This window comes from Streptomyces sp. NPDC057638, from assembly GCF_042800315.1.
Lineage (GTDB): Bacteria > Actinomycetota > Actinomycetes > Streptomycetales > Streptomycetaceae > Streptomyces.
Window position 1 is genome coordinate 1 of sequence record NZ_JBHVHF010000173.1, and the last position, 17248, is coordinate 17248.

Consider the following 17248-nt stretch of genomic DNA (forward strand, 5'->3'; position numbering starts at 1 on the left):
CGCCCGCTTTCGTACGGGCGGTACGGGCGGTACGAGCGACGCGAGCGGTACGGGCGGTGCGCGGTACGGTGAGAAAACGATGGTTCTCCCACCGGGGAGGCCCCGGGGAGGCCCCCGGGAGGACGAGGAGGCGCACGGGGATGGACACGGAGACGGCGGAGCTGCGGGTACTGGAGGCGGCCCGGACCCTCTTCGACGAGCGCGGGGTGCAGGCGGTCGGCATGGACGCCATCCGCGCCGCCTCCGGAGTCTCCCTCAAACGCCTCTACCAGGTCTTCCCCTCCAAGGAGGCCCTGGTCGAAGAGGTGCTCCGGCGCCGTGACACCGAGGTCCTCACCGCCATCGCCGCCTACGGCGACGCGCACGCCCACACCCCGTACGAACGGATCCTGGCCGTCTTCGACTACCTCGCCGAGTGGTTCGCCCGCCCGGACTTCCACGGCTGCGCGTTCATCAACGCGTACGGGGAGCTGCACGGCGTCTCCCCCGGCGTCGCCGCCCTCTCCCGTGGCCACAAGGAGTCGATGCGCGCCTACCTCGCCACCCTGACCGCCGCCCTCCCCCTCCCCGCCCCCACCGCCACCCGCCTCGCCGACCAGCTGGCGATCCTCGCCAACGGCGCCATGGCGACGGCCGCCCTCACCGGCTCCCCGGAGACGGCGACGGCGGCACGGGAGGCGGCGGAGGTGCTGGTCAGGGTGGAGCTGGAGAAGAAGGCGGCGGAGAGATGACGGTCGTGGGTACCCTGCCACCACGGCGCGTCCCGGTACGCGCCCCGACCGAGCCTTGAGGGAGGCCGACCGTGCTCTTGGACGGTGCGGACTGGCGCCGTTTCTTCGACGCCTTCGAACGGGAGGCATGGCGGTTCGAGGCCCAGCCGACGTACACCATGCCCAGGGAACAGGAGAACGTCGCCCGCTTTCTGCGGGGCGAGGACAGGCCCGCCGACCACAACGCCCGCTGGCATGAACGGGTACGCGGATTCGTCCAGTCAGGTCGGCGCATCGGTCGTGTCCGTATCGTGCGTCAGCCACTCACCGACTACCAGCGCTACCAGTTCGCGTGGGGCATCCCCGGGAACATCGCGGCTGGTGAGGACATCCGGGTGCTGGATGTGACACAGGGAAGCCACGGGCTTCCCCTCCCGGGGCAGGACTGGTGGATGTTCGACGAAGCTCGCATCGCCCGGCTGAACTTCCGGCCCGACGGCACCCAGATCAACCGGGAAGCCTACGGGGGTGACCCGGCCCCCAATCAGGAGTGGAAGCGCATCGCCCTCACGCACGCCCTACCTTTCGAGGAGTACGTCAAGGGCCTTGGCGTCTGACCCGGACAGGACCTAGGAGGGGCAGAGGACGGCCGTGCGGACCTGCTCCCCCCTGCGCCAGCGAGCCAGCCGCACGAGGTCGGCGTGGCGGAGCCCCTGGCACGGTTGTTTGAGCCAGGGCCCGTTCGGTGAGCTTCGGGTGGCACCGTTGAGCGGTCCTACGCAGTGAGTGCGCGACGTGCCACCGTGATCAGGTGCTGGGCGTCGGCGCCGAAGACGGCCGACTCATACAGGGTGTCCCACACACGGCGGTACAGGGCGACCGTGTCGGCGTCGTCCAACCAGAGTTCGGCGTGCCAGTCCTCTGTAATCACCAGACCGTCATCGAAGATCCAGAACGCATTGGCGGGGGGTACCCGCAGAACGGCGTTCAGGGGCACGATCCCGAGCCGGATGGTGTCCATGCCCACAGCGCCTATGAGGCGGTCCAGTTGGGCTGTCAGAACGTCCGGTGGACATACCTGTGCTCGCAGCACTCCCTCCCACAGCAGGAGGTGCAGGCGGTTGCCCGAGCGATACAGCCACTCTTGCCGCTTCATTCGGGCCCGTACCGCGTCCTCGGTGTCGCGGGGTGAGTTCTGGAGGGTGGAGTAATGTTCGAAGACGGCACGGGCATAGTCCGGGGTCTGTAGGAGACCGTTCACGAGGAACGAGTCCCACACGTACAGTTCTCGGGCCCCGTCGGTAACCGTGCTCCACGTCTCCTGGACGGGACGGTGGCCCTTCGCCAGCTGTCGGCGCCATGACCTGATGTGCGATTCAAAGCCCTGCAACCGGCCGTGGAGTTCCTCGTACACCCCTGGATGCCCCGTGGCGTCGACCCATGCCCGGAGGTCATCCGCAGTGGGTGTCTGGCGACCGTTCTCCAGTTTGCTGATCTTCGACTGAGGCCAACCGAGCCGCCGCGCCAAAGAGGTACCGGTGAGACGGCCGGTTGGGCTTTCGGAGCGCAGCTCTCGAAGCCTCCGCCCCAGATCCTCACGTGCCCTCTGGTAGTCCGTGCTCACCGGTACCCGCTCTGTCTACTCGCTCGGCTCTGCTGTGAACTCTTGGTACGGCACGGCCTGGTGCCACGCCGCGTCACGGACCCTGGCGTACCGGACGATCTCGGAGGGTTCAGTGATCAGCTCCACGTCCACGAGATTGTCATCACCATCGAACCGCAGCAGCGCAACGAGCCGACTGTCGAACAGCCAGAAGTCTTCCAAAGGGAGCTGAAGAGCTTCGGCGTGCGTACGCGACAGGTTCCGGATGTCCTCCCCGAGGGCTTGGTTCTTCTCCGCGTGCGCCGTGAGGTAACGCTGTCCGTCAGTAGGCGGGGTGTCAACGATCCGTACCCGGCCGACGATCGCTCCTCCTGCGGTCTTCGCCTTGATGGCTCGGGCCCACGGCGTGTCCAGGTCCCACACCGGGCGCTCGCCTCGGAGGAACTGGTCATACGTATCGCTGATGTCGTCGGACGCGTACCTGCGCCGGGTCTCCAGCCGCCATGCCGTGTGCTCGAAGTTCTCGAAGAGCTTGCCGAACGCGTCGAGGTCGATGATGCGCACGTGCCGGGTCTTGTCTTTCGGTGTCCAATCCACCAACAGGTCTCGCGGTACGACGATGGCCACTTCGCCCTCACTCAGGTGCCGAAGCCGACCCACGTCTTCCGGGTCCGTCAGAGGCTGGCCGTGCACGATCACCTCACCCGAGTCGAGGTCCTCGTGGACCGCCGGACACCCTCCTTCTCCCGACCCCGTGCCGTTGAAGCGCAGTCTGCGCGCCATGCTCGATCTCCTCTCCTGAGTCGAACAACCGGAGACAGGTTGTCGGGAGCCGCTGGTGAATGTCGAGGCATCCTCCAGCATCACGTGAGAATAATCGAGAATATTCAATTTCTGCCTGACTCTTGGCTCCTAAGGTCCCGTTCATGGAGTCCACGGCAACGTTGGTCGCACCTTCCTGTCCCTCGAAGCCCGTTTCCGGGTGCGAGGTGTGTGCGGCGCTGATGCGGCGGCGGGCGGGAATCGGGTGACGGTTCGTGCCTGCGATGCCGAGTTGGCCACCGACAGGGAAGGGCCGCACCTGCGGCCATCAAGAGATCAGGAAGGCGTGCCCATGCAGAACGGAACCGACCTGTACACGCTCGACATCAAGGGCGTGGTGTTCACGAAGGCATGTGGGGGCAACACCCACCCGGACGGCGAATCCTGCGCGTTGCTGGCCAAGATCGGCCCGAACGCCTGGGCCATGGGTGACAGCAAGCGCCCTGGCGCCGAGCCGCTGAGGTTCACCACCGCCGAACTGGAGGCAGCCGGTATCGACCCGGCGCGATTCGGCCTGTCCGCCTGACGGCCGCCCCCGGCGCTCCACCGGCTCCGACTCGCCCCAAGGATCGGAGCCGGTGGAACGCTTGCCGCGCTTTCCTGCCCTGAACGGGACGACAGTTGCACCACCATGGGTACCTGTGGACCGGTCCAAAGCATCGGTTCGATGACGAGGCCCTGAGGCGACCTCCACACTCCGACCCGCCTCCGGCCGACGGCAGGACAGACCTGGTCCAGCGCTACAAGGAGGTCAAGGCGGAGTTCCCCGTCGTGGACCTCCCGCCGCTCGAATCGGCGTACTGGCTCATCAAACCCAGGGAACTGGTACGCGGCACCTGGGCGGAGCCGGAAGAAGCAGCGGAATGGCTCGGGGACCAGCTCATCCGCTACGCACCCCGATTCACCTCTGAGTCAGACCGTGACAGCCCGTGGCTGGCGATACTGGTCGGCTCCGCCGCTGAACGACTGCGGTGGGGCGGGGACGTGTCCCACGGGTTCTACCTTGAGCGGCCCGCGTTCCTGTCCCTGGCGGTGGTGTGCTGCTCCCCGAATCGGACCCCGCTCGATGTGGACTGCCCGCTCCGTTGATCCCCCCAACCGCCCCGACTCGTCATGCGAGCGGCCCCCGGCGTCACGCCGGGGGCCGTGGTGTTTACGCAGGTCGGAGCCGGTTTCCTGGCTTCGGCCAGCCCAGGGTTCCCCCAGCATGACGCCTGGGAAAGGCCGAAACGGACCCGAACGGACCAGACGGCGGACCCAACCTCCCCGGCGCTCCAAGAGGGCTGCTGACCTGTGAAACCCCGCTACGGCAGGTTCCGCGCCATCACGATCCGCTGCACCTGATTCGTGCCTTCATAAATCTGGGTGATCTTGGCGTCGCGCATCATGCGCTCCACCGGGTAGTCGCGGGTGTAGCCGTAGCCGCCCAGGAGCTGGACCGCGTCGGTGGTGATCTCCATCGCCGCGTCCGAGGCGAAGCACTTGGCCGCCGCGCCGAAGAAGGTCAGGTCGGTGTCGAGGCGCTCGGACTTGGCGGCGGCGGCGTAGGTGAGCTGGCGGGCGGCCTCCAGCTTCATCGCCATGTCGGCGAGCATGAACTGGACGCCCTGGAAGTCGGCGATCGGCTTGCCGAACTGCTTGCGCTCGCGGACATAGCCCTTGGCGTAGTCGAGGGCGCCCTGGGCGATGCCGAGGGCCTGGGCCGCGATGGTGATCCGGGTGTGGTCGAGCGTCTTCATGGCGGTGGCGAAGCCGGTGCCCTCCGCGCCGATCATGCGGTCGGCGGGGATGCGGACGTTGTCGAGGTAGACCTCGCGGGTCGGGGAGCCCTTGATGCCGAGCTTCCGCTCGGGGGCGCCGAAGGAGACACCGGGGTCGGACTTCTCCACCACGAAGGCCGAGATGCCCTTGGAGCGCTGCTCCGGGTCGGTGACGGCCATGACGGTGTAGAACTCGGAGACGCCCGCGTTGGTGATCCAGCGCTTCACCCCGTTGAGGACGTAGTGGTCGCCGTCGCGGACCGCCTTCGTCTTCATCCCCGCCGCGTCGGAGCCCGCGTCCGGCTCGGAGAGACAGTACGAGAACATCGCGTCGCCCTTGGCCAGCGGGGACAGATAGCGCCGCTTGAGCTCCTCGGAGCCGGAGAGGGCCACCGGCAGCGAGCCCAGCTTGTTGACGGCCGGGATCAGGGAGGAGGAGGCGCAGACCCGGGCGATCTCCTCGATCACGATCACGGTGGCCAGCGCGTCGGCGCCCGCGCCGCCGTACTCCTCGGGGACATGGACGGCGTGGAGGTCGTTGGCGACAAGAGCGTCCAGGGCCTCCTGCGGGAAGCGGCCCTCCTCGTCGACCTCGGCGGCGAACGGCGCGATCTTGGCCTCGGCGAGCGAGCGGACGGCATCGCGGAGGGCGTCGTGCTCCTCCGCCGGGCGGTACAGGTCGAACTCTGCGTTACCAGTCGATCCGGCCACGTTCACTCACTCCCCAGAGTTGCTAACTACCGTTAAGTAACCAATGGTAGGCGGCGGCCTCGCCACGGGCATACGTGAGCTTGACGACAGGCCGCGGCAGCGACAAGAGGACCCGCCAGGGTGCGCGGCTATGCTCGGGTCGCGCCCCCGGGCCCTGCCTCCGGGACGACCGCCGACCCCGTACGCACTGGAGTACCGCATGGCCCTGAAGATCACCGTGATCGGCACCGGCTACCTCGGGGCCACCCACGCTGCGGCCATGGCGGAGCTGGGGTTCGAGGTGCTCGGGCTCGACATCGTCCCCGAGAAGATCGAGATGCTCTCCGCCGGGCGCGTGCCGATGTACGAGCCGGGCCTGGAGGAACTGCTCGCCAAGCATGTCGCCGGGATCGAGGGATCCAGCGGGCGGCTGCGGTTCACCTCCTCCTGGGCGGAGGTCGGCGCGTTCGGCGATGTCCACTTCGTCTGTGTGAACACCCCGCAGAAGCACGGCGAGTACGCCTGCGACATGTCGTACGTCGACGCCGCCTTCGCCTCCCTCGCCCCCCATCTGCGCGAGTCCGCGCTGGTCGTCGGCAAGTCGACCGTGCCCGTCGGCAGCGCCGAACGGCTCGCCCGGCTGCTCGCCGAGACCGCGCCCGAGGGCGTCGAACTGGCCTGGAACCCGGAGTTCCTGCGGGAGGGCTTCGCCGTCGGCGACACCCTCCACCCCGACCGGATCGTCGTCGGGACCACCAGCGAGCGGGCCGAGAAGCTGCTCCGCGAGGTCTACGCCACCCCGATCGCCGAGGGCTCCCCCTTCGTCGTCACCGACTTCCCCACCGCCGAACTGGTCAAGACCGCCGCGAACTCCTTCCTCGCCACCAAGATCTCCTTCATCAACGCCATGGCCGAGGTCTGCGAGGCCGCCGACGGCGATGTCGCCAAGCTGGCCGAGGCCATCGGCCACGACGAGCGCATCGGATCCAAGTTCCTGCGCGCCGGGATCGGCTTCGGCGGCGGCTGTCTGCCGAAGGACATCCGCGCCTTCATGGCCCGCGCCGGGGAACTGGGCGCCGACCAGGCGCTGACCTTCCTGCGCGAGGTCGACTCGATCAACATGCGCCGCCGCTCCCATATGGTCGAGCTGGCGCGCGAGGCCGTCGGAGCGGGCTCCTTCCTCGGCAAGCGGGTCGCCGTCCTCGGCGCCACCTTCAAGCCCGACTCCGACGACGTCCGCGACTCCCCCGCCCTCAACGTCGCCGGCCAGATCCACCTCCAGGGCGGCCAGGTCACCGTCTACGACCCCAAGGGCATGGCCAACGCCCGCCGCCTCTTCCCCACCCTCAGCTACGCCCCCTCCGCCCTGGAGGCCGTCCGGGGCGCCGACGTCGTCCTCCACCTCACCGAATGGCGCGAGTTCCGCGAGCTGGACCCGGCGGCGCTGGGCGAGGTCGTCTCGTCCCGGGTCATCCTGGACGGCCGCAACGCGCTGGACGCGGAGCGCTGGCGGGGGGCGGGGTGGGCGTTCCGGGCGATGGGGCGGCCTCGGGCCTGAGTCGTCCGTACGTACGGAGGTGGAGGCGGCGCCTGGGTCGCGACGCTCATGCGGTCGGGCAGATCAACTCCGGGCGCGCCCGGTTCGGGGAGCAGGTCACCAGCGCCAGCGCCAGGAACGACGGGCGCTCCAGGTAGAAGCCCAGAGAGATATCCCCGCCCCATCCCAGTCGCTGGGTGGCATCGGTGACCAGTAAGGGGAGCCGGAGGCCGTCACGCTCGGCCCGGGAGTGAAAGCGGGGCGTGTACTCCGCCAGCCGCTCCCCGAGCCACCGGGCCGCCTCCACCGGTTCCCGCCAAGTGCCCTGGACTATGGCCCGTGGTTTCACCAGCCAGTACGCCGTCTCCATGGGAGGTACCTCGGACCGGGGGAACTCCGTGACGGCCTCGCGGTACCGCTGGAGCCGATCGGGCTGGTCGCCGGGTGGTGGATCGGGGTGCGGCGGCCTTCGCAGGGCCTCGTCGTCGAAGCGCTGCTTGGGGCCGCACCACAGATAGCCGTGGTGGTGCACGTGACGCTCGCTTCCCGCGTCAGGAGAGTCCGAAGCGCTCCGGGGCGATCCCGGCCGCCGTCAGCTCGGCCGTCGTGAAGCGCAGGGGCTCGGCCTCCGGGCGCTTGCTGTCACCGAGGGCCCAGGCGTCGGTCCCGATCCGGCCGAGGGTGACGCACCCCTCGGTACATGGGCCGCCGCACGCCGCCGAGAACACCACGTTCCCGATGTCGAGCGAGTACAGGTCATCGATCACAATTCCTCCCGGGAGGGTGAGCCTTCGTTTCGCGGCTTTCCCATCCTTGGCCCCGGGGGTTCTCCTTTCCAGGCGGTTTCCTGTTCGCGCAAGAACTCGTCGCGGATGGATTCCAGCAGGCTTCGCATTGCGTCGTCGGCGAGGGCGTTCCGTGCGAAGTTCTCGAACTTGGCGGTGTACAGGGCGATGTCCCGGGGGTCGGTGACGACCACTTCGGCGTGAACGGTCTCCAGTGTCACCGTGCGCTCGTCTTTGATCGAGAAGGAGTGCGCGGGGAAGTCGTTCTGCGGGGCGGAGAGCTGAACGACCCGGATATCCACTCCGGGAAGCCGGGAGAGTGACACCAGCCGGTCGACCTGTTCCGCCATGGCGAGCGGAGGAAGGATCCGCCAGCGCAGTACGGGCTCCGTGATGGTGAAGCGGAAGGTCTTCCCTTCCGTACGCAAGACACTCTGGCGCGCGAGCCGCGCCATGATCGTGCGGTCAAGTTGCTCTGCGGAGAGGTTCTTCCGGGCGAAGACGGCGCGGATGTAGTCCGGTGTCTGGAGGAGCCCCGGCACGAGCGACGGCTGGAACAGCCGTAGTACGGAGGTCTGCGCCTCCAGAGCCTGCACCTGCTGTTGCTTGCGGCTGTAGCCGAGTCTGCGGACCAACCGCCAGGCGGTGGCCTCGGTGGCCGCCTCCCGGGCCGCCGTCATGTACTCGGCCTTGACCGCCTCCGAGACTCCTATGGCGGTGAGGATCAGATCGACGTCGGTGACGCTGGGGGCCATCCGCCCGGTCTCGATCTTGGACAGCTTGGAGCGGGACATGGCGGCGCCACGGGCGACCGCCTTGGCCTCCAGACCGGAGGAATCCCGCAGTGCCCGCAGCGCCGATCCCAGCTCGGACTTCCTCACTCCCCGTGCTCTGCCCACCATTCGGGGAACGGTACGGCGTGGGCCATGGCGGTGTCCCGGTAGGCGAGGAACTCAGGCGCCCGTGCCTCGTCCAGGAACTCCGTGCCTCGGTACCGCCCGTGCTCGTCGTAGCTCATCTGACCAACGGTCAGACCGTCGAAGAGCCAGAAGTCGGGGGCGCCGGGGATCGGGTTCGGCTGGTCCGTGGTGTCGAGGATGAAGAACTCCTCCCCGGCCGCCATATTGCGGTGGTACCCCCAGGTCAGCTCGAAGCGGAGGTAGTCCGTCAGCGGCCGGGAGAGGATATGTACGCGGTACATCCGCTTGCCCGCCGTGATCGCCCCGCCGACGGTCGTCACCCAGTCCGCCGCCCTGAACGCCTCGGGCTGAGGGCGACCGGCCAGGAAATCCTGGTAGGCGCCGACGCTCCCGGACTGGCTGTAGTCGTCCAGCGTCTCCAGCCGGAAGGCGGATTCCTGGAAGGTGTCGAACCAGTAGCCCAGGGTCTCAGTTGAGGTGCTCATGAACGACCCTTCGAATCAAATGGATCGGGATCTCCACCAGTGCCTCCTGATCGGGAATGGTCAGGCCATGGCCGGAGATTAAGGTTCCCTGAACGGCGACGGTTCCACGCCCCGTCGCGTAGATGGTGGCGCATTCACCGTCCTCGCATTCCCCCACCAGTCGCTTCAATGACATGAGAGCCCCTTCTCGTCGGAGAGAGGGCCCATCGTCGTGGCGCCCGGCGGTCCGGCGCAAGGAGTTCCCGTTTCCAGGACAGGAAACGGTGTGAGCACACTGGAGTACCCGCCAGGCCACGTGCGACTGCGATAGCCTCTCGCCCCTCCCATCTCCTCCCCAACGGTCAGGGAACATGAGCGGACCACCGGCCCACCCCGTCATCGACACCCATGTCATCCTCCGCTCCGGCGACAGGGTCCTCCTGTCCCAGCGCGGCAGCCCCTACGGCTACGGCCGCTGGCACATGCCCTCGGGCAAGCTCGACCAGGGCGAGCCGCTCACCGTCGGCGCCGCCCGGGAGCTGTACGAGGAGACCGGCGTCACTGTCGCGCCCGAACACCTGCGGCTCGTCCAGGTGGTGCACCACTGTCAGGGTGCCGGGCGGATCGGCTTCTTCTTCGAGGCCACGGAGTGGGAGGGCGAGCCGGTCAACACCGAGCCGGAGAAGTGCCTGGGGCTGCGGTGGTTCGAGGTGGACGAGTTGGCCGGGGTCGACCTGATCGAGTATCCGGGGGCCGGGCTGTTGGGGTATCTACGTCAGGGCGGGGCGCTCATCGAGCACGACTGGACGTAGGCGGGAAGTGTAGGCCGGGCGCGGCGCCCAGCGACAGCACCAGGACGTCGTGGAGGGCAGCGCCGTCCCAAGGTGCGCGACGCACTGAACTCCCAGATGTGGCCCACCCTGCCTTGCCAGTGTGCGTGCGTTGCGTCCATACCCAGCCCCCGCCCCTTTCTTCTCTGCGATTCTGGAGAACGAACGAGAGGGGTCACAGCGATGCGGTGGAAGATCCACGGTGAGCGTCCGGTCTACGAGAACGCCTGGGTGAACCTGTGGCTCGCCGATGTTGAGACGCCAGACGGGCACCGCTGGGAACACCATGTGATCAAGTTGCGCCACTTGGCCGTGGCCGCTGTCGTCAACGAACGACGCGAGGTCTTGATGATGTGGCGTCATCGCTTCATCACGGACGTGTGGGCGTGGGAACTGCCCATGGGGCTCATAGAGGAAGACGAATCACCGGAGCAGGCGGCAGGCCGGGAGGTCCTGGAGGAGACAGGCTGGCGTCCCGGGCCCATGAAGCCGCTGATCTACGCGGAGCCCGCCAACGGGATCACCGATTCACAGCACCATCTCTTCCGGGCGGACGGCGCGACATACGTTGGACCACCAACGGAGAAGAACGAATCCGACCGCATCGAGTGGATTCCCCTCACCGAGGTGAGAGGAATGATCGACCGTCGCGAGATCGTGAGCAGTGGGTCGCTTGTTGGGCTGCTGTACGTGCTCATGGATGAGGCCATCCGCTGACCGGCACAGGCAGTGCCTCGCTCAGCCGTTCCTCGAAGGAGGTGACCTCTCGGCTCTTTCGGTACGGAGCCAACTGAGCGTAGAACTCCCTTAGGTGGCCAACCACACGCTGGGAGACAACAGCCATCGCAGACTCCAGAGCTTGCGTGGCCGTGTGGCATGCCTGGTCCAGGTTTCCGAGGTCGAGTTGGGTGCGGGCCAGCCAGAATGCATGGAAGGCCCGTCCTCGCCGGTTGGCGCTGGTCTCGTTACGGAGGGCTTCCTCGATCAGCGGCTCGGCCACAGCAGCCTCACCCAGCCGTCCATGGGCGATCCCGGTGTCCACTATCAGCTTGGTCTCATCGAAGTAGGTCACCCACGCAGGATCCGAATCACCTGCTTGTACCTGTGCGAACTGGCGCTGTGCCTCAGAGATGGCTTGGTGCGCGAGAGGGCTACCCATGGCCGCATAGGCAAACGCCTCCCTCATAGAAAGCATCGACAGAACACGCGGTGTGGTCTCGACGGAAGAGCGGGCTTCGTTCTGGGCTGCTTTGACCAAGGCAACGGCGTCGGCAAGCTTGTCCTGATACGTCGCCTGCAAGCTCATACACGCGAGGACATTGGCCATGAACTGGCGGTCGTCGATCACCTTGGCGAACTGAAGGGCCTCAGCGAAGTAGATCCGGGACTCGCTGAACTGGCGAGCATCGAAGTGTGTCCATCCCGTGAGGCGTGCCAGCTCCGCAGCGATTCCGAACAGGCCACGTCGAACATCCTCCGGGGAACTCTCCTTTAAGAGACCCTCGACATAGCGCAGTTGCCCCACCACCGCTGGCCTCAACGCTTCGCCGCCGTGCTCGTCATCCCTACGCCAGTAGTCCTCAATTGAGGACTGGAGGGCGTGGAGAGTGGACTGGCCGGGGTGAGCCCGGACCGTGAGGGCTAGGAGGCTAGCCACGTCATCGCTGGCAACGGCTCGGCTCTCCAGGGACGCGGCGGCTGTCGTCGGCATCTCCCACGGACGCGTAGCGAGTCCGAGCATGCAACCAGGAATGCGCAAGCCGTCCGCGACACGCTCGATCACATCCATGTGGACCAACTGGCGGCGCCCTGACATCACCTCACCGACTCGGCTAGGTGTCAGATCGCAGAGCCGAGCGATCATTGACGGGTAGATGCCCGCATACGTCTTGGCCAGCTTGAAGACCACCGCAAAGTCCCGTGCTCGACAAGCGTCGATCATCCGAGGGTCGGCCAACAGTTTGGTAGGCAATTGCTTCGTACGCGACGACTGAGGCATCGGCCGCGCTCCCGTTCATGAGTGCCGTGCGACGTGCTCTTCTCGGCCTTCAGTGATGGTACCCACGTTGGGTAATCACTCGGACACTTCTGCTCCGCTTCCGCCATCACGATCCTGCTGCGTATGACGGAGAGTCACAAGATCAGTCTCAAGCGCGCCGCCTTGCCGCAACGCAATGGCATCCTCTGCGGCCAGTCATCAGCGGCGAACCCCACCGCACCTGTGCCACACCCGATCGGATGCAACTGTCAACCGGCTCCACACGCTCAGCAGGATGAGGATTCACCGCTCTTGCTGGCGCTGCGGGAGCGCGTGCGGGAGATCAACCGTTGGCGGCGGTTGCTATGAGGCGGTTATGGGGGTGGGCCGTACTCGCGCTCGGGGGCGCCGAGACGCGGCTGGGGCTCGGATTCGAGCTGTTGCGGCTGCGGTGGGACGGCGAGTGCCTCGATGAGTGGAGCCGAGGGCTGGAGGCTCAGGCGCGGCAGGCGCGGCTTGATGCCGAGTTGGCGCGGCTGCTGGAGGACGGGGGTGGGCCCGTATGAGCGGGCGGGCCTGCTCGTATCTCTGTTACGTCCTGGCCGAGGGGCCGGTCCACGGGACCGGGCAGGTCGTCTCGTACACGCTCGGCACCTTCCGCACCCGGTCCCAGGACCAGGCCCTGGTCTGGCTCCAGCGGCAGGCGCTGTGGCTCGCGGACGGGCTCGATCCCGAGCCGGGGCGGGCGCCGTGGGCCAGCCGCTGTGAGCGGGTGCCGGTGCCCGACGCGCCGACGGAGATGCGGGTGTGGGCCAGCGATCCGGCGGAGGAGCGGGCAGCGCGGGCGCGGCTGGGGCGGAGAGTGCCGGTGTCGGTCGTGATTCCGGACGGGCCCGACCGGTACATCCTCGGGATCGCTCCCCGGACCGCGCGGACGCTGCTGGTCCGGCCCTTCCTCGTCCTCCAGCGGCGTCGAGGAAGGGGGTGGGCGCTTGCCCGCCGACGGTCGTGAACGCGTCCGCGCGAGCGAGGAGACCGTGGTCGCCCGCTATCGCGGGGGCGAGACCATCAAGGGCCTCGCCGCCGAGTACCGCGTCAGTGACGCCTGGCTCAAGAAGCAACTGACGGGGTGGGGGGTGGCCGTGCGTGATGTGCGGGCCGCCCGGGTGCTCCGCGCCCAGCAGCGAAGGGATCAGCCGTGAATGAGACACCTCATGTCTCTGAGACCTCTGAGACGTACGACTGTCAGGTCTGTGACGACCTCGTCGCCGCCGAGCGGGACGCCCGGGTCGGCTACGACCACTCGCGGGCGGCCGACTGCCGGGTGCTGCTGCGGCGGCACATGGACGGTGATCATGGGCCGCTGAAGGGGCGGTGACACCCCGAGGGGCGGGGGCGGGTGGGTGGGTGTGGAGCCGGGTGGGCACCAGGGCCCGGCCCGGCCTGAAGGGCTCGCCCCGCCGCGCCACAAGGTCCCGGACCACCGGGTGAGCCAGGCCCGCCCCGAGGGCGCGGGGCTGACGGAGGCGCCGGGCCGACGGGTACGCGCCGGGGCCGGGCGTCCCGCGTCGGTGACCCGGCCGCACCGGCCGGGTCACCCTGCCAGGGGTCAGCCCGTGACGCGCAGCTCGACCAGGACCGAGCGCTTCTTGCCGGTCTCCCCGTCGCCCTCACCGACAGCGGCGTGCTCGTTCTTCGGCACGTTGACGACGGTCTTCTCACCGTTGGCGGTGAGGGTGGCGCGGACCGGGTGGGCCTCGGTCCAGATCGCGAAGCTGTCCGGCAGCTCCAGCGACAGGTAGCCGGACTTCGAGGTGACGTCGAAGCAGAACGGCTGACCGTCGGCGCGCGAGTCGACCATGATGTCGTCGGCGACGGCGCAGTCCACCAGCGTGATGTGCCCGTCGCCCTTCTTCAGCGTGACGTTGCGCTCCGCCTTGAGGCGCGCGGCGCCGGGGTGCACGAAGTCCTCGACCGCGACGGGCATGGCGGCGGCGGAGGCCGGGACGGCGGTGGTGCTCGGCGCCTCGTCCGCGACGGCGAGGGTCGTGAGGCCGGTGCCTACCACGACCGCGCCTGCGACGCCGACCAGCAGAGCCTTGCGGGCACGGGATATCACAGAGGTTCCTTCCGGGGGGTTCGGGGTCAAATGGTGCAACAGCAGCTTGCCGCACCATTTATCTACCTAAGAGACATGTAAAGTATCACCGTCTGTGACGCCAATAGCCTTGAATGTCTGCCTTGTTGCGCCGGGCGGGCCAAAGCGTGATTTCGCTGGCACCTTTTGAGGCTTGTGTCCATTTTGCTGCCACTATCGTTCCCGCTTCCCGCTCAGCACAGGGCCGGGGCCGTCGCGTACGGCCCCTGGCGTCTCCATGTGTCTGGTGAGAAAGGACCGATGTGTTCAGATCTCGATCACGATCGAGCGGAAGCACGAGAGCGAGTGGGCCTCCCCTGGAGACCCCGGTGACTCCGGCGTTCGCGGGGTTCCCGCGACTGCGGCGGCTGGCGGCCGGGGCGGTGCCCGCCGCACTGCTGGCGGGACTGCTGGGTGTCGTACCGGCGACCGCGGTGGAGGTGGCGGACGACACCGGTGATCCGCAGCTGACCGCCCGTGGTGAGGTCGTCCAGCACTGGACTCGTGGCGGGCCCGGGGTCAAGGCCGCGGCCGAGACGGCGCTGCTCGGCTCGGACGCCGACGTACGGAAGTTCCTCGACGTCGACCACGCCGTCGTCCAGCGGCATGACGACCGCGTCGCCGCCGTCCAGGTCTTCAGCGTCGGTGGACCGGGCGTACGGGAGGCCGCGAAGAAGGCCCTCTCCGGGACCAGCGAGGACCTGCGGAACTTCCTGATGGGCGGGTGGCGCGCGCCCCTGATCCAGGATCAGCGGGTCCAGGCCACCCAGATCGTCAGCACCGGGGACATCGGTGTGCGGGAGAAGGGGCTGGCCGCCCTCCAGGGCACCCCCGAGGATGTCGCCGCCTTCCTCGACAAGGGCCAGTACGACGCGCGGGCCATGGACGAGCGGGTCCAGGTGACCCAGCTCGTCAGCGTCGGCGGACCGGCGGTCAAGGCCGCCGGGCGGCTCGCGCTGCGCGGGACCCGGGCCGATGTCCGCGAGTTCCTCGCGGTCGGGCTCCAGGTGGCGCGCAACCGGGACAAGGAGCGGGCCACCCTCACCCAGCTCGTCGCCCAGGCCAAGCGGGCGGGCGCGCAGGCCGTCGCGTCCAAGAACGCGGCCAAGGAGGCCGCCGACCGCGCGGTGGAGGCGTCCCGGCTGGCGAAGGAGGCCGCCCAGGAGGCGGCCCGGCAGACCCAGGAGGCCGGCAAGGACGCGGCCCGCGCGGCCAACGCGGCCGACCGGGCGGCCAAGGCGGCACAGGGCGCCGCCACCGCCGCCAACCAGGCGATAGGCGCGGCCAACGCCGCCAACCACGCCGCGCGGATCGCCGCCGACGCGGCCGCCGCCGCCGCTGCCGCCGCCATCGCGACCGCCGAGGCCGCCGCCGACGCCCGCCGGGCGGCCAACGCCGCCGCGTCGAACGAGGGCAAGGCGGAGGAGGCCAACGCCGCCGCGAAGAAGGCGCGCGCCGCGGCCAAGGCCGCCGACGACTCGAAGGAAGCCGCCGGTCACGCCGGTAACGCCTCCCTGGAGGCGGCCAAGGCGGCCGACGCGGCCAAGGCCGCCGCGGGCAACGCCGATGACGCCGCAGCGGCGGCGGAGAGCGCCAGCCAGCACGCCAACGCCGCCGGAGCGCACTCCGCGAAGGCGGACGCCGCCGCCGCACAGGCCCGGCGCCATGCCAACGAGGCCAACCGCGCCGCGAACGCCGCGGCCGCCCTGGCCCGTGAGTCCGCCGCCGCCGCCTTCGAGGCACGGGACGCCGCCGGAGACGCGGCCAACCACGCCCGGCTCGCCGCCGACGCGGCGGAGGAGGCCGTCAAGCAGGCGGGTAAGGCCGACTACGCGGCCAAGGAGTCAGGCAGGCACGCGACCGCGGCTCAGCAGGCCGCGGCCGCCGCGGCCGCCGCGGCCAAGACCGCCGACAAGGTGTTCCAGGTCGCCCGCAAGACCGAGGCCGAGGACCTCGCCTCCCGCACCGCCGCCGCGGTCGAGCACGCCAAGGACCTCAAGGCCAAGGACGACGAGTCCGTCGCCGGTATCGGTCACATCCTCCAGGACGACCGGGCCCTCGACACGGAGGCGGCCCGGCTGAAGGCCGCCGCCGAGCGCCCCGGCGCCGATGCCCCGGCCCTCGCCGCCGAAGGCCGCGTCCTGGCCGTCGAGACGATGAAGAACCGTGGCCCCTGGAGCCAGGAGGCCGCCGCCCGCGCGCTGAGCGGGACCGACGCGAGCGTCATCGACTACCTCCGCGCCGACCGGCGCGAGGCCGAGGACGACGACGCCCGCGAGCGTGTCTCCCAGCTCGTCACCGACAGCCCCTACCAGGCCGTCCGCACGGCGGCCACGGAGGCGCTGAAGGGCGATGCCCGCAAGGCCCACGACTTCCTGGCGTCCGGTCAGCACACGGCCGCCAACACCGACCTCCGGGTCGCGGTCACCCAGGTCGCCAGCACCGGCGGTGTCAGTGTGCGGGCGGGAGCCGAGAAGGCCCTGCGCAGCGCCCAGCCCAAGACCCTGATCGCGTACCTCAAGAGCGGTCAGTACGTGGACCGGAACACCGACGAGCGGGTGCGGGCCACCCAGCTCACCACCAGCGGTGGCCCGGAGGTCAAGGCCGCCGCCAAGGTCGCGCTCTCGGGCCCCTCCGCGCTGCTGCACCGGTTCATCCAGGCCGACCAGTACATGGCCGACCGCAAGGACCAGCTCTCCGCCACCCACAGCGCGCAGATGCGGCAGCTGGTCGCCGAGGCCGCCCGTACCGCCGCGACGGCGAGCAAGAACGCGTGGGAGGCGGCCCAGTCCGCGGCCCTCGCCGTGAAGGCCGCCGACGAGGCGAAGAAGGCCGCGGCGGAGGCCGTGAAGTCGGCGAGCCTCGCCGACCAGTACGCCAAGGACGCCGACAAGTCGGCCGATCAGGCGGAGGCGTCCGCCGCCGAGGCCGCGAAGTCCGCCGCCACCGCCCGCAACGCCGCCAACGCGGCCGACCGCGACGCCCACGCGGCCGAGGCGTACGCCGCCCAGG

Annotated in this window: 22 protein-coding genes; 12 read left to right on the top strand and 10 right to left on the bottom strand. The window is 69.1% G+C overall.

Annotated features, from left to right (window positions below):
- Positions 1-140: 140 nt before the first annotated feature.
- Positions 141-731: a TetR/AcrR family transcriptional regulator gene (locus tag ACFVIM_RS22130; RefSeq protein WP_384303829.1), complete on the top strand. Its 591-nt coding sequence runs from the start codon at positions 141-143 to the stop codon at positions 729-731.
- Positions 732-802: 71 nt separating this feature from the next.
- Positions 803-1327: a DUF6879 family protein gene (locus ACFVIM_RS22135; RefSeq protein ID WP_384303832.1), complete on the top strand. Its 525-nt coding sequence runs from the start codon at positions 803-805 to the stop codon at positions 1325-1327.
- Positions 1328-1485: 158 nt separating this feature from the next.
- On the opposite strand, the gene ACFVIM_RS22140 is transcribed toward ACFVIM_RS22135, so the two are convergent.
- Together ACFVIM_RS22140 and ACFVIM_RS22145 are read right to left on the bottom strand one after the other, a co-directional pair.
- Positions 1486-2334 (bottom strand): helix-turn-helix domain-containing protein, encoded by an 849-nt coding sequence (locus tag ACFVIM_RS22140; protein WP_384303835.1) that lies wholly within the window; start codon positions 2332-2334, stop codon positions 1486-1488.
- Between the two features lie 15 nt (positions 2335-2349).
- The gene (locus tag ACFVIM_RS22145; RefSeq protein ID WP_384303838.1) at positions 2350-3096 is read right to left on the bottom strand and encodes a DUF6879 family protein; all 747 of its coding nucleotides are present in this window, start codon (positions 3094-3096) and stop codon (positions 2350-2352) included.
- Positions 3097-3427: 331 nt separating this feature from the next.
- Between ACFVIM_RS22145 and ACFVIM_RS22150 the strand changes: the two genes are divergently transcribed.
- A complete protein-coding gene (locus ACFVIM_RS22150; protein ID WP_384303841.1) occupies positions 3428-3661 on the top strand; it encodes a DUF397 domain-containing protein in 234 nt (77 codons plus the stop codon).
- A 95-nt stretch (positions 3662-3756) separates the two neighbouring features.
- A complete protein-coding gene (locus tag ACFVIM_RS22155; RefSeq protein WP_384303844.1) occupies positions 3757-4224 on the top strand; it encodes a hypothetical protein in 468 nt (155 codons plus the stop codon).
- Positions 4225-4439: 215 nt separating this feature from the next.
- On the opposite strand, the gene ACFVIM_RS22160 is transcribed toward ACFVIM_RS22155, so the two are convergent.
- The gene (locus tag ACFVIM_RS22160) at positions 4440-5606 is read right to left on the bottom strand and encodes an acyl-CoA dehydrogenase (protein ID WP_384303846.1); all 1167 of its coding nucleotides are present in this window, start codon (positions 5604-5606) and stop codon (positions 4440-4442) included.
- Between the two features lie 199 nt (positions 5607-5805).
- Between ACFVIM_RS22160 and ACFVIM_RS22165 the strand changes: the two genes are divergently transcribed.
- Positions 5806-7143 (top strand): UDP-glucose dehydrogenase family protein, encoded by a 1338-nt coding sequence (locus ACFVIM_RS22165; protein WP_384303849.1) that lies wholly within the window; start codon positions 5806-5808, stop codon positions 7141-7143.
- A gap of 46 nt (positions 7144-7189) precedes the next feature.
- On the opposite strand, the gene ACFVIM_RS22170 is transcribed toward ACFVIM_RS22165, so the two are convergent.
- From ACFVIM_RS22170 to ACFVIM_RS22190, 5 genes are read right to left on the bottom strand one after another with little or no spacing between them, the layout of a single operon-like run.
- Complete coding sequence (locus ACFVIM_RS22170; RefSeq protein ID WP_384303852.1) at positions 7190-7654, bottom strand: hypothetical protein; 465 nt, start codon at positions 7652-7654, stop codon at positions 7190-7192.
- A gap of 19 nt (positions 7655-7673) precedes the next feature.
- Entirely contained in the window at positions 7674-7889 is a 216-nt protein-coding gene (locus ACFVIM_RS22175) for a DUF397 domain-containing protein (RefSeq protein ID WP_384303855.1), read from the bottom strand.
- Complete coding sequence (locus tag ACFVIM_RS22180; protein WP_384303858.1) at positions 7886-8809, bottom strand: helix-turn-helix domain-containing protein; 924 nt, start codon at positions 8807-8809, stop codon at positions 7886-7888. The genes ACFVIM_RS22175 and ACFVIM_RS22180 overlap by 4 nt, the downstream gene beginning before the upstream one ends.
- Positions 8785-9312 carry a DUF6879 family protein gene (locus ACFVIM_RS22185; protein ID WP_384303861.1) on the bottom strand — a complete coding sequence of 176 codons (528 nt, stop codon included), beginning with the start codon at positions 9310-9312 and terminating at the stop codon, positions 8785-8787. The genes ACFVIM_RS22180 and ACFVIM_RS22185 overlap by 25 nt, the downstream gene beginning before the upstream one ends.
- A complete protein-coding gene (locus ACFVIM_RS22190; protein ID WP_384303862.1) occupies positions 9296-9487 on the bottom strand; it encodes a hypothetical protein in 192 nt (63 codons plus the stop codon). Before ACFVIM_RS22190 ends, ACFVIM_RS22185 begins: the two co-directional genes overlap by 17 nt.
- Before the next feature lie 175 nt (positions 9488-9662).
- On the opposite strand from ACFVIM_RS22190, the gene ACFVIM_RS22195 reads away from it, so the two are divergent.
- Both ACFVIM_RS22195 and ACFVIM_RS22200 read left to right on the top strand, forming a co-directional pair.
- Positions 9663-10103: an NUDIX domain-containing protein gene (locus tag ACFVIM_RS22195; RefSeq protein ID WP_384303864.1), complete on the top strand. Its 441-nt coding sequence runs from the start codon at positions 9663-9665 to the stop codon at positions 10101-10103.
- A gap of 201 nt (positions 10104-10304) precedes the next feature.
- Positions 10305-10838 carry an NUDIX hydrolase gene (locus ACFVIM_RS22200; RefSeq protein ID WP_384303867.1) on the top strand — a complete coding sequence of 178 codons (534 nt, stop codon included), beginning with the start codon at positions 10305-10307 and terminating at the stop codon, positions 10836-10838.
- Here ACFVIM_RS22200 and ACFVIM_RS22205 read toward each other — a convergent pair.
- Positions 10816-12120, bottom strand: coding sequence for a hypothetical protein (locus ACFVIM_RS22205; RefSeq protein WP_384303870.1), 1305 nt, complete (start codon positions 12118-12120; stop codon positions 10816-10818). The two genes, ACFVIM_RS22200 and ACFVIM_RS22205, sit on opposite strands and share 23 nt — an antisense overlap.
- Positions 12121-12464: 344 nt before the next feature.
- On the opposite strand from ACFVIM_RS22205, the gene ACFVIM_RS22210 reads away from it, so the two are divergent.
- From ACFVIM_RS22210 to ACFVIM_RS22225, 4 genes are read left to right on the top strand one after another with little or no spacing between them, the layout of a single operon-like run.
- Positions 12465-12665 carry a hypothetical protein gene (locus ACFVIM_RS22210; RefSeq protein ID WP_384303873.1) on the top strand — a complete coding sequence of 67 codons (201 nt, stop codon included), beginning with the start codon at positions 12465-12467 and terminating at the stop codon, positions 12663-12665.
- On the top strand, positions 12662-13111 hold the full coding sequence (locus tag ACFVIM_RS22215; RefSeq protein ID WP_384303876.1) for a hypothetical protein: 450 nt from the start codon (positions 12662-12664) through the stop codon (positions 13109-13111). The genes ACFVIM_RS22210 and ACFVIM_RS22215 overlap by 4 nt, the downstream gene beginning before the upstream one ends.
- Complete coding sequence (locus ACFVIM_RS22220; RefSeq protein WP_384303879.1) at positions 13092-13301, top strand: hypothetical protein; 210 nt, start codon at positions 13092-13094, stop codon at positions 13299-13301. Before ACFVIM_RS22215 ends, ACFVIM_RS22220 begins: the two co-directional genes overlap by 20 nt.
- Positions 13298-13477 (top strand): hypothetical protein, encoded by a 180-nt coding sequence (locus ACFVIM_RS22225; protein ID WP_384303882.1) that lies wholly within the window; start codon positions 13298-13300, stop codon positions 13475-13477. Before ACFVIM_RS22220 ends, ACFVIM_RS22225 begins: the two co-directional genes overlap by 4 nt.
- Before the next feature lie 231 nt (positions 13478-13708).
- On the opposite strand, the gene ACFVIM_RS22230 is transcribed toward ACFVIM_RS22225, so the two are convergent.
- The gene (locus ACFVIM_RS22230; protein ID WP_384303885.1) at positions 13709-14218 is read right to left on the bottom strand and encodes a hypothetical protein; all 510 of its coding nucleotides are present in this window, start codon (positions 14216-14218) and stop codon (positions 13709-13711) included.
- 347 nt (positions 14219-14565) lie between these two features.
- On the opposite strand from ACFVIM_RS22230, the gene ACFVIM_RS22235 reads away from it, so the two are divergent.
- Positions 14566-17248, top strand: a 2683-nt coding sequence (locus tag ACFVIM_RS22235; protein ID WP_384303888.1) for an ALF repeat-containing protein, incomplete at its 3' end; no start/stop codon positions are given.

Bases quoted from the DNA above. Each gene is read 5' to 3' on its own strand.
- ACFVIM_RS22210 (WP_384303873.1), top strand. From the start codon at position 12,465: ATGAGGCGGTTATGGGGGTGGGCCGTACTCGCGCTCGGGGGCGCCGAG.
- ACFVIM_RS22130 (WP_384303829.1), top strand. From the start codon at position 141: ATGGACACGGAGACGGCGGAGCTGCGGGTACTGGAGGCGGCCCGGACC.
- ACFVIM_RS22180 (WP_384303858.1), bottom strand. From the start codon at position 8,809: ATGGTGGGCAGAGCACGGGGAGTGAGGAAGTCCGAGCTGGGATCGGCG.
- ACFVIM_RS22215 (WP_384303876.1), top strand. From the start codon at position 12,662: ATGAGCGGGCGGGCCTGCTCGTATCTCTGTTACGTCCTGGCCGAGGGG.
- ACFVIM_RS22195 (WP_384303864.1), top strand. From the start codon at position 9,663: ATGAGCGGACCACCGGCCCACCCCGTCATCGACACCCATGTCATCCTC.
- ACFVIM_RS22200 (WP_384303867.1), top strand. From the start codon at position 10,305: ATGCGGTGGAAGATCCACGGTGAGCGTCCGGTCTACGAGAACGCCTGG.
- ACFVIM_RS22165 (WP_384303849.1), top strand. From the start codon at position 5,806: ATGGCCCTGAAGATCACCGTGATCGGCACCGGCTACCTCGGGGCCACC.
- ACFVIM_RS22185 (WP_384303861.1), bottom strand. From the start codon at position 9,312: ATGAGCACCTCAACTGAGACCCTGGGCTACTGGTTCGACACCTTCCAG.
- ACFVIM_RS22145 (WP_384303838.1), bottom strand. From the start codon at position 3,096: ATGGCGCGCAGACTGCGCTTCAACGGCACGGGGTCGGGAGAAGGAGGG.
- ACFVIM_RS22190 (WP_384303862.1), bottom strand. From the start codon at position 9,487: ATGTCATTGAAGCGACTGGTGGGGGAATGCGAGGACGGTGAATGCGCC.
- ACFVIM_RS22205 (WP_384303870.1), bottom strand. From the start codon at position 12,120: ATGCCTCAGTCGTCGCGTACGAAGCAATTGCCTACCAAACTGTTGGCC.
- ACFVIM_RS22150 (WP_384303841.1), top strand. From the start codon at position 3,428: ATGCAGAACGGAACCGACCTGTACACGCTCGACATCAAGGGCGTGGTG.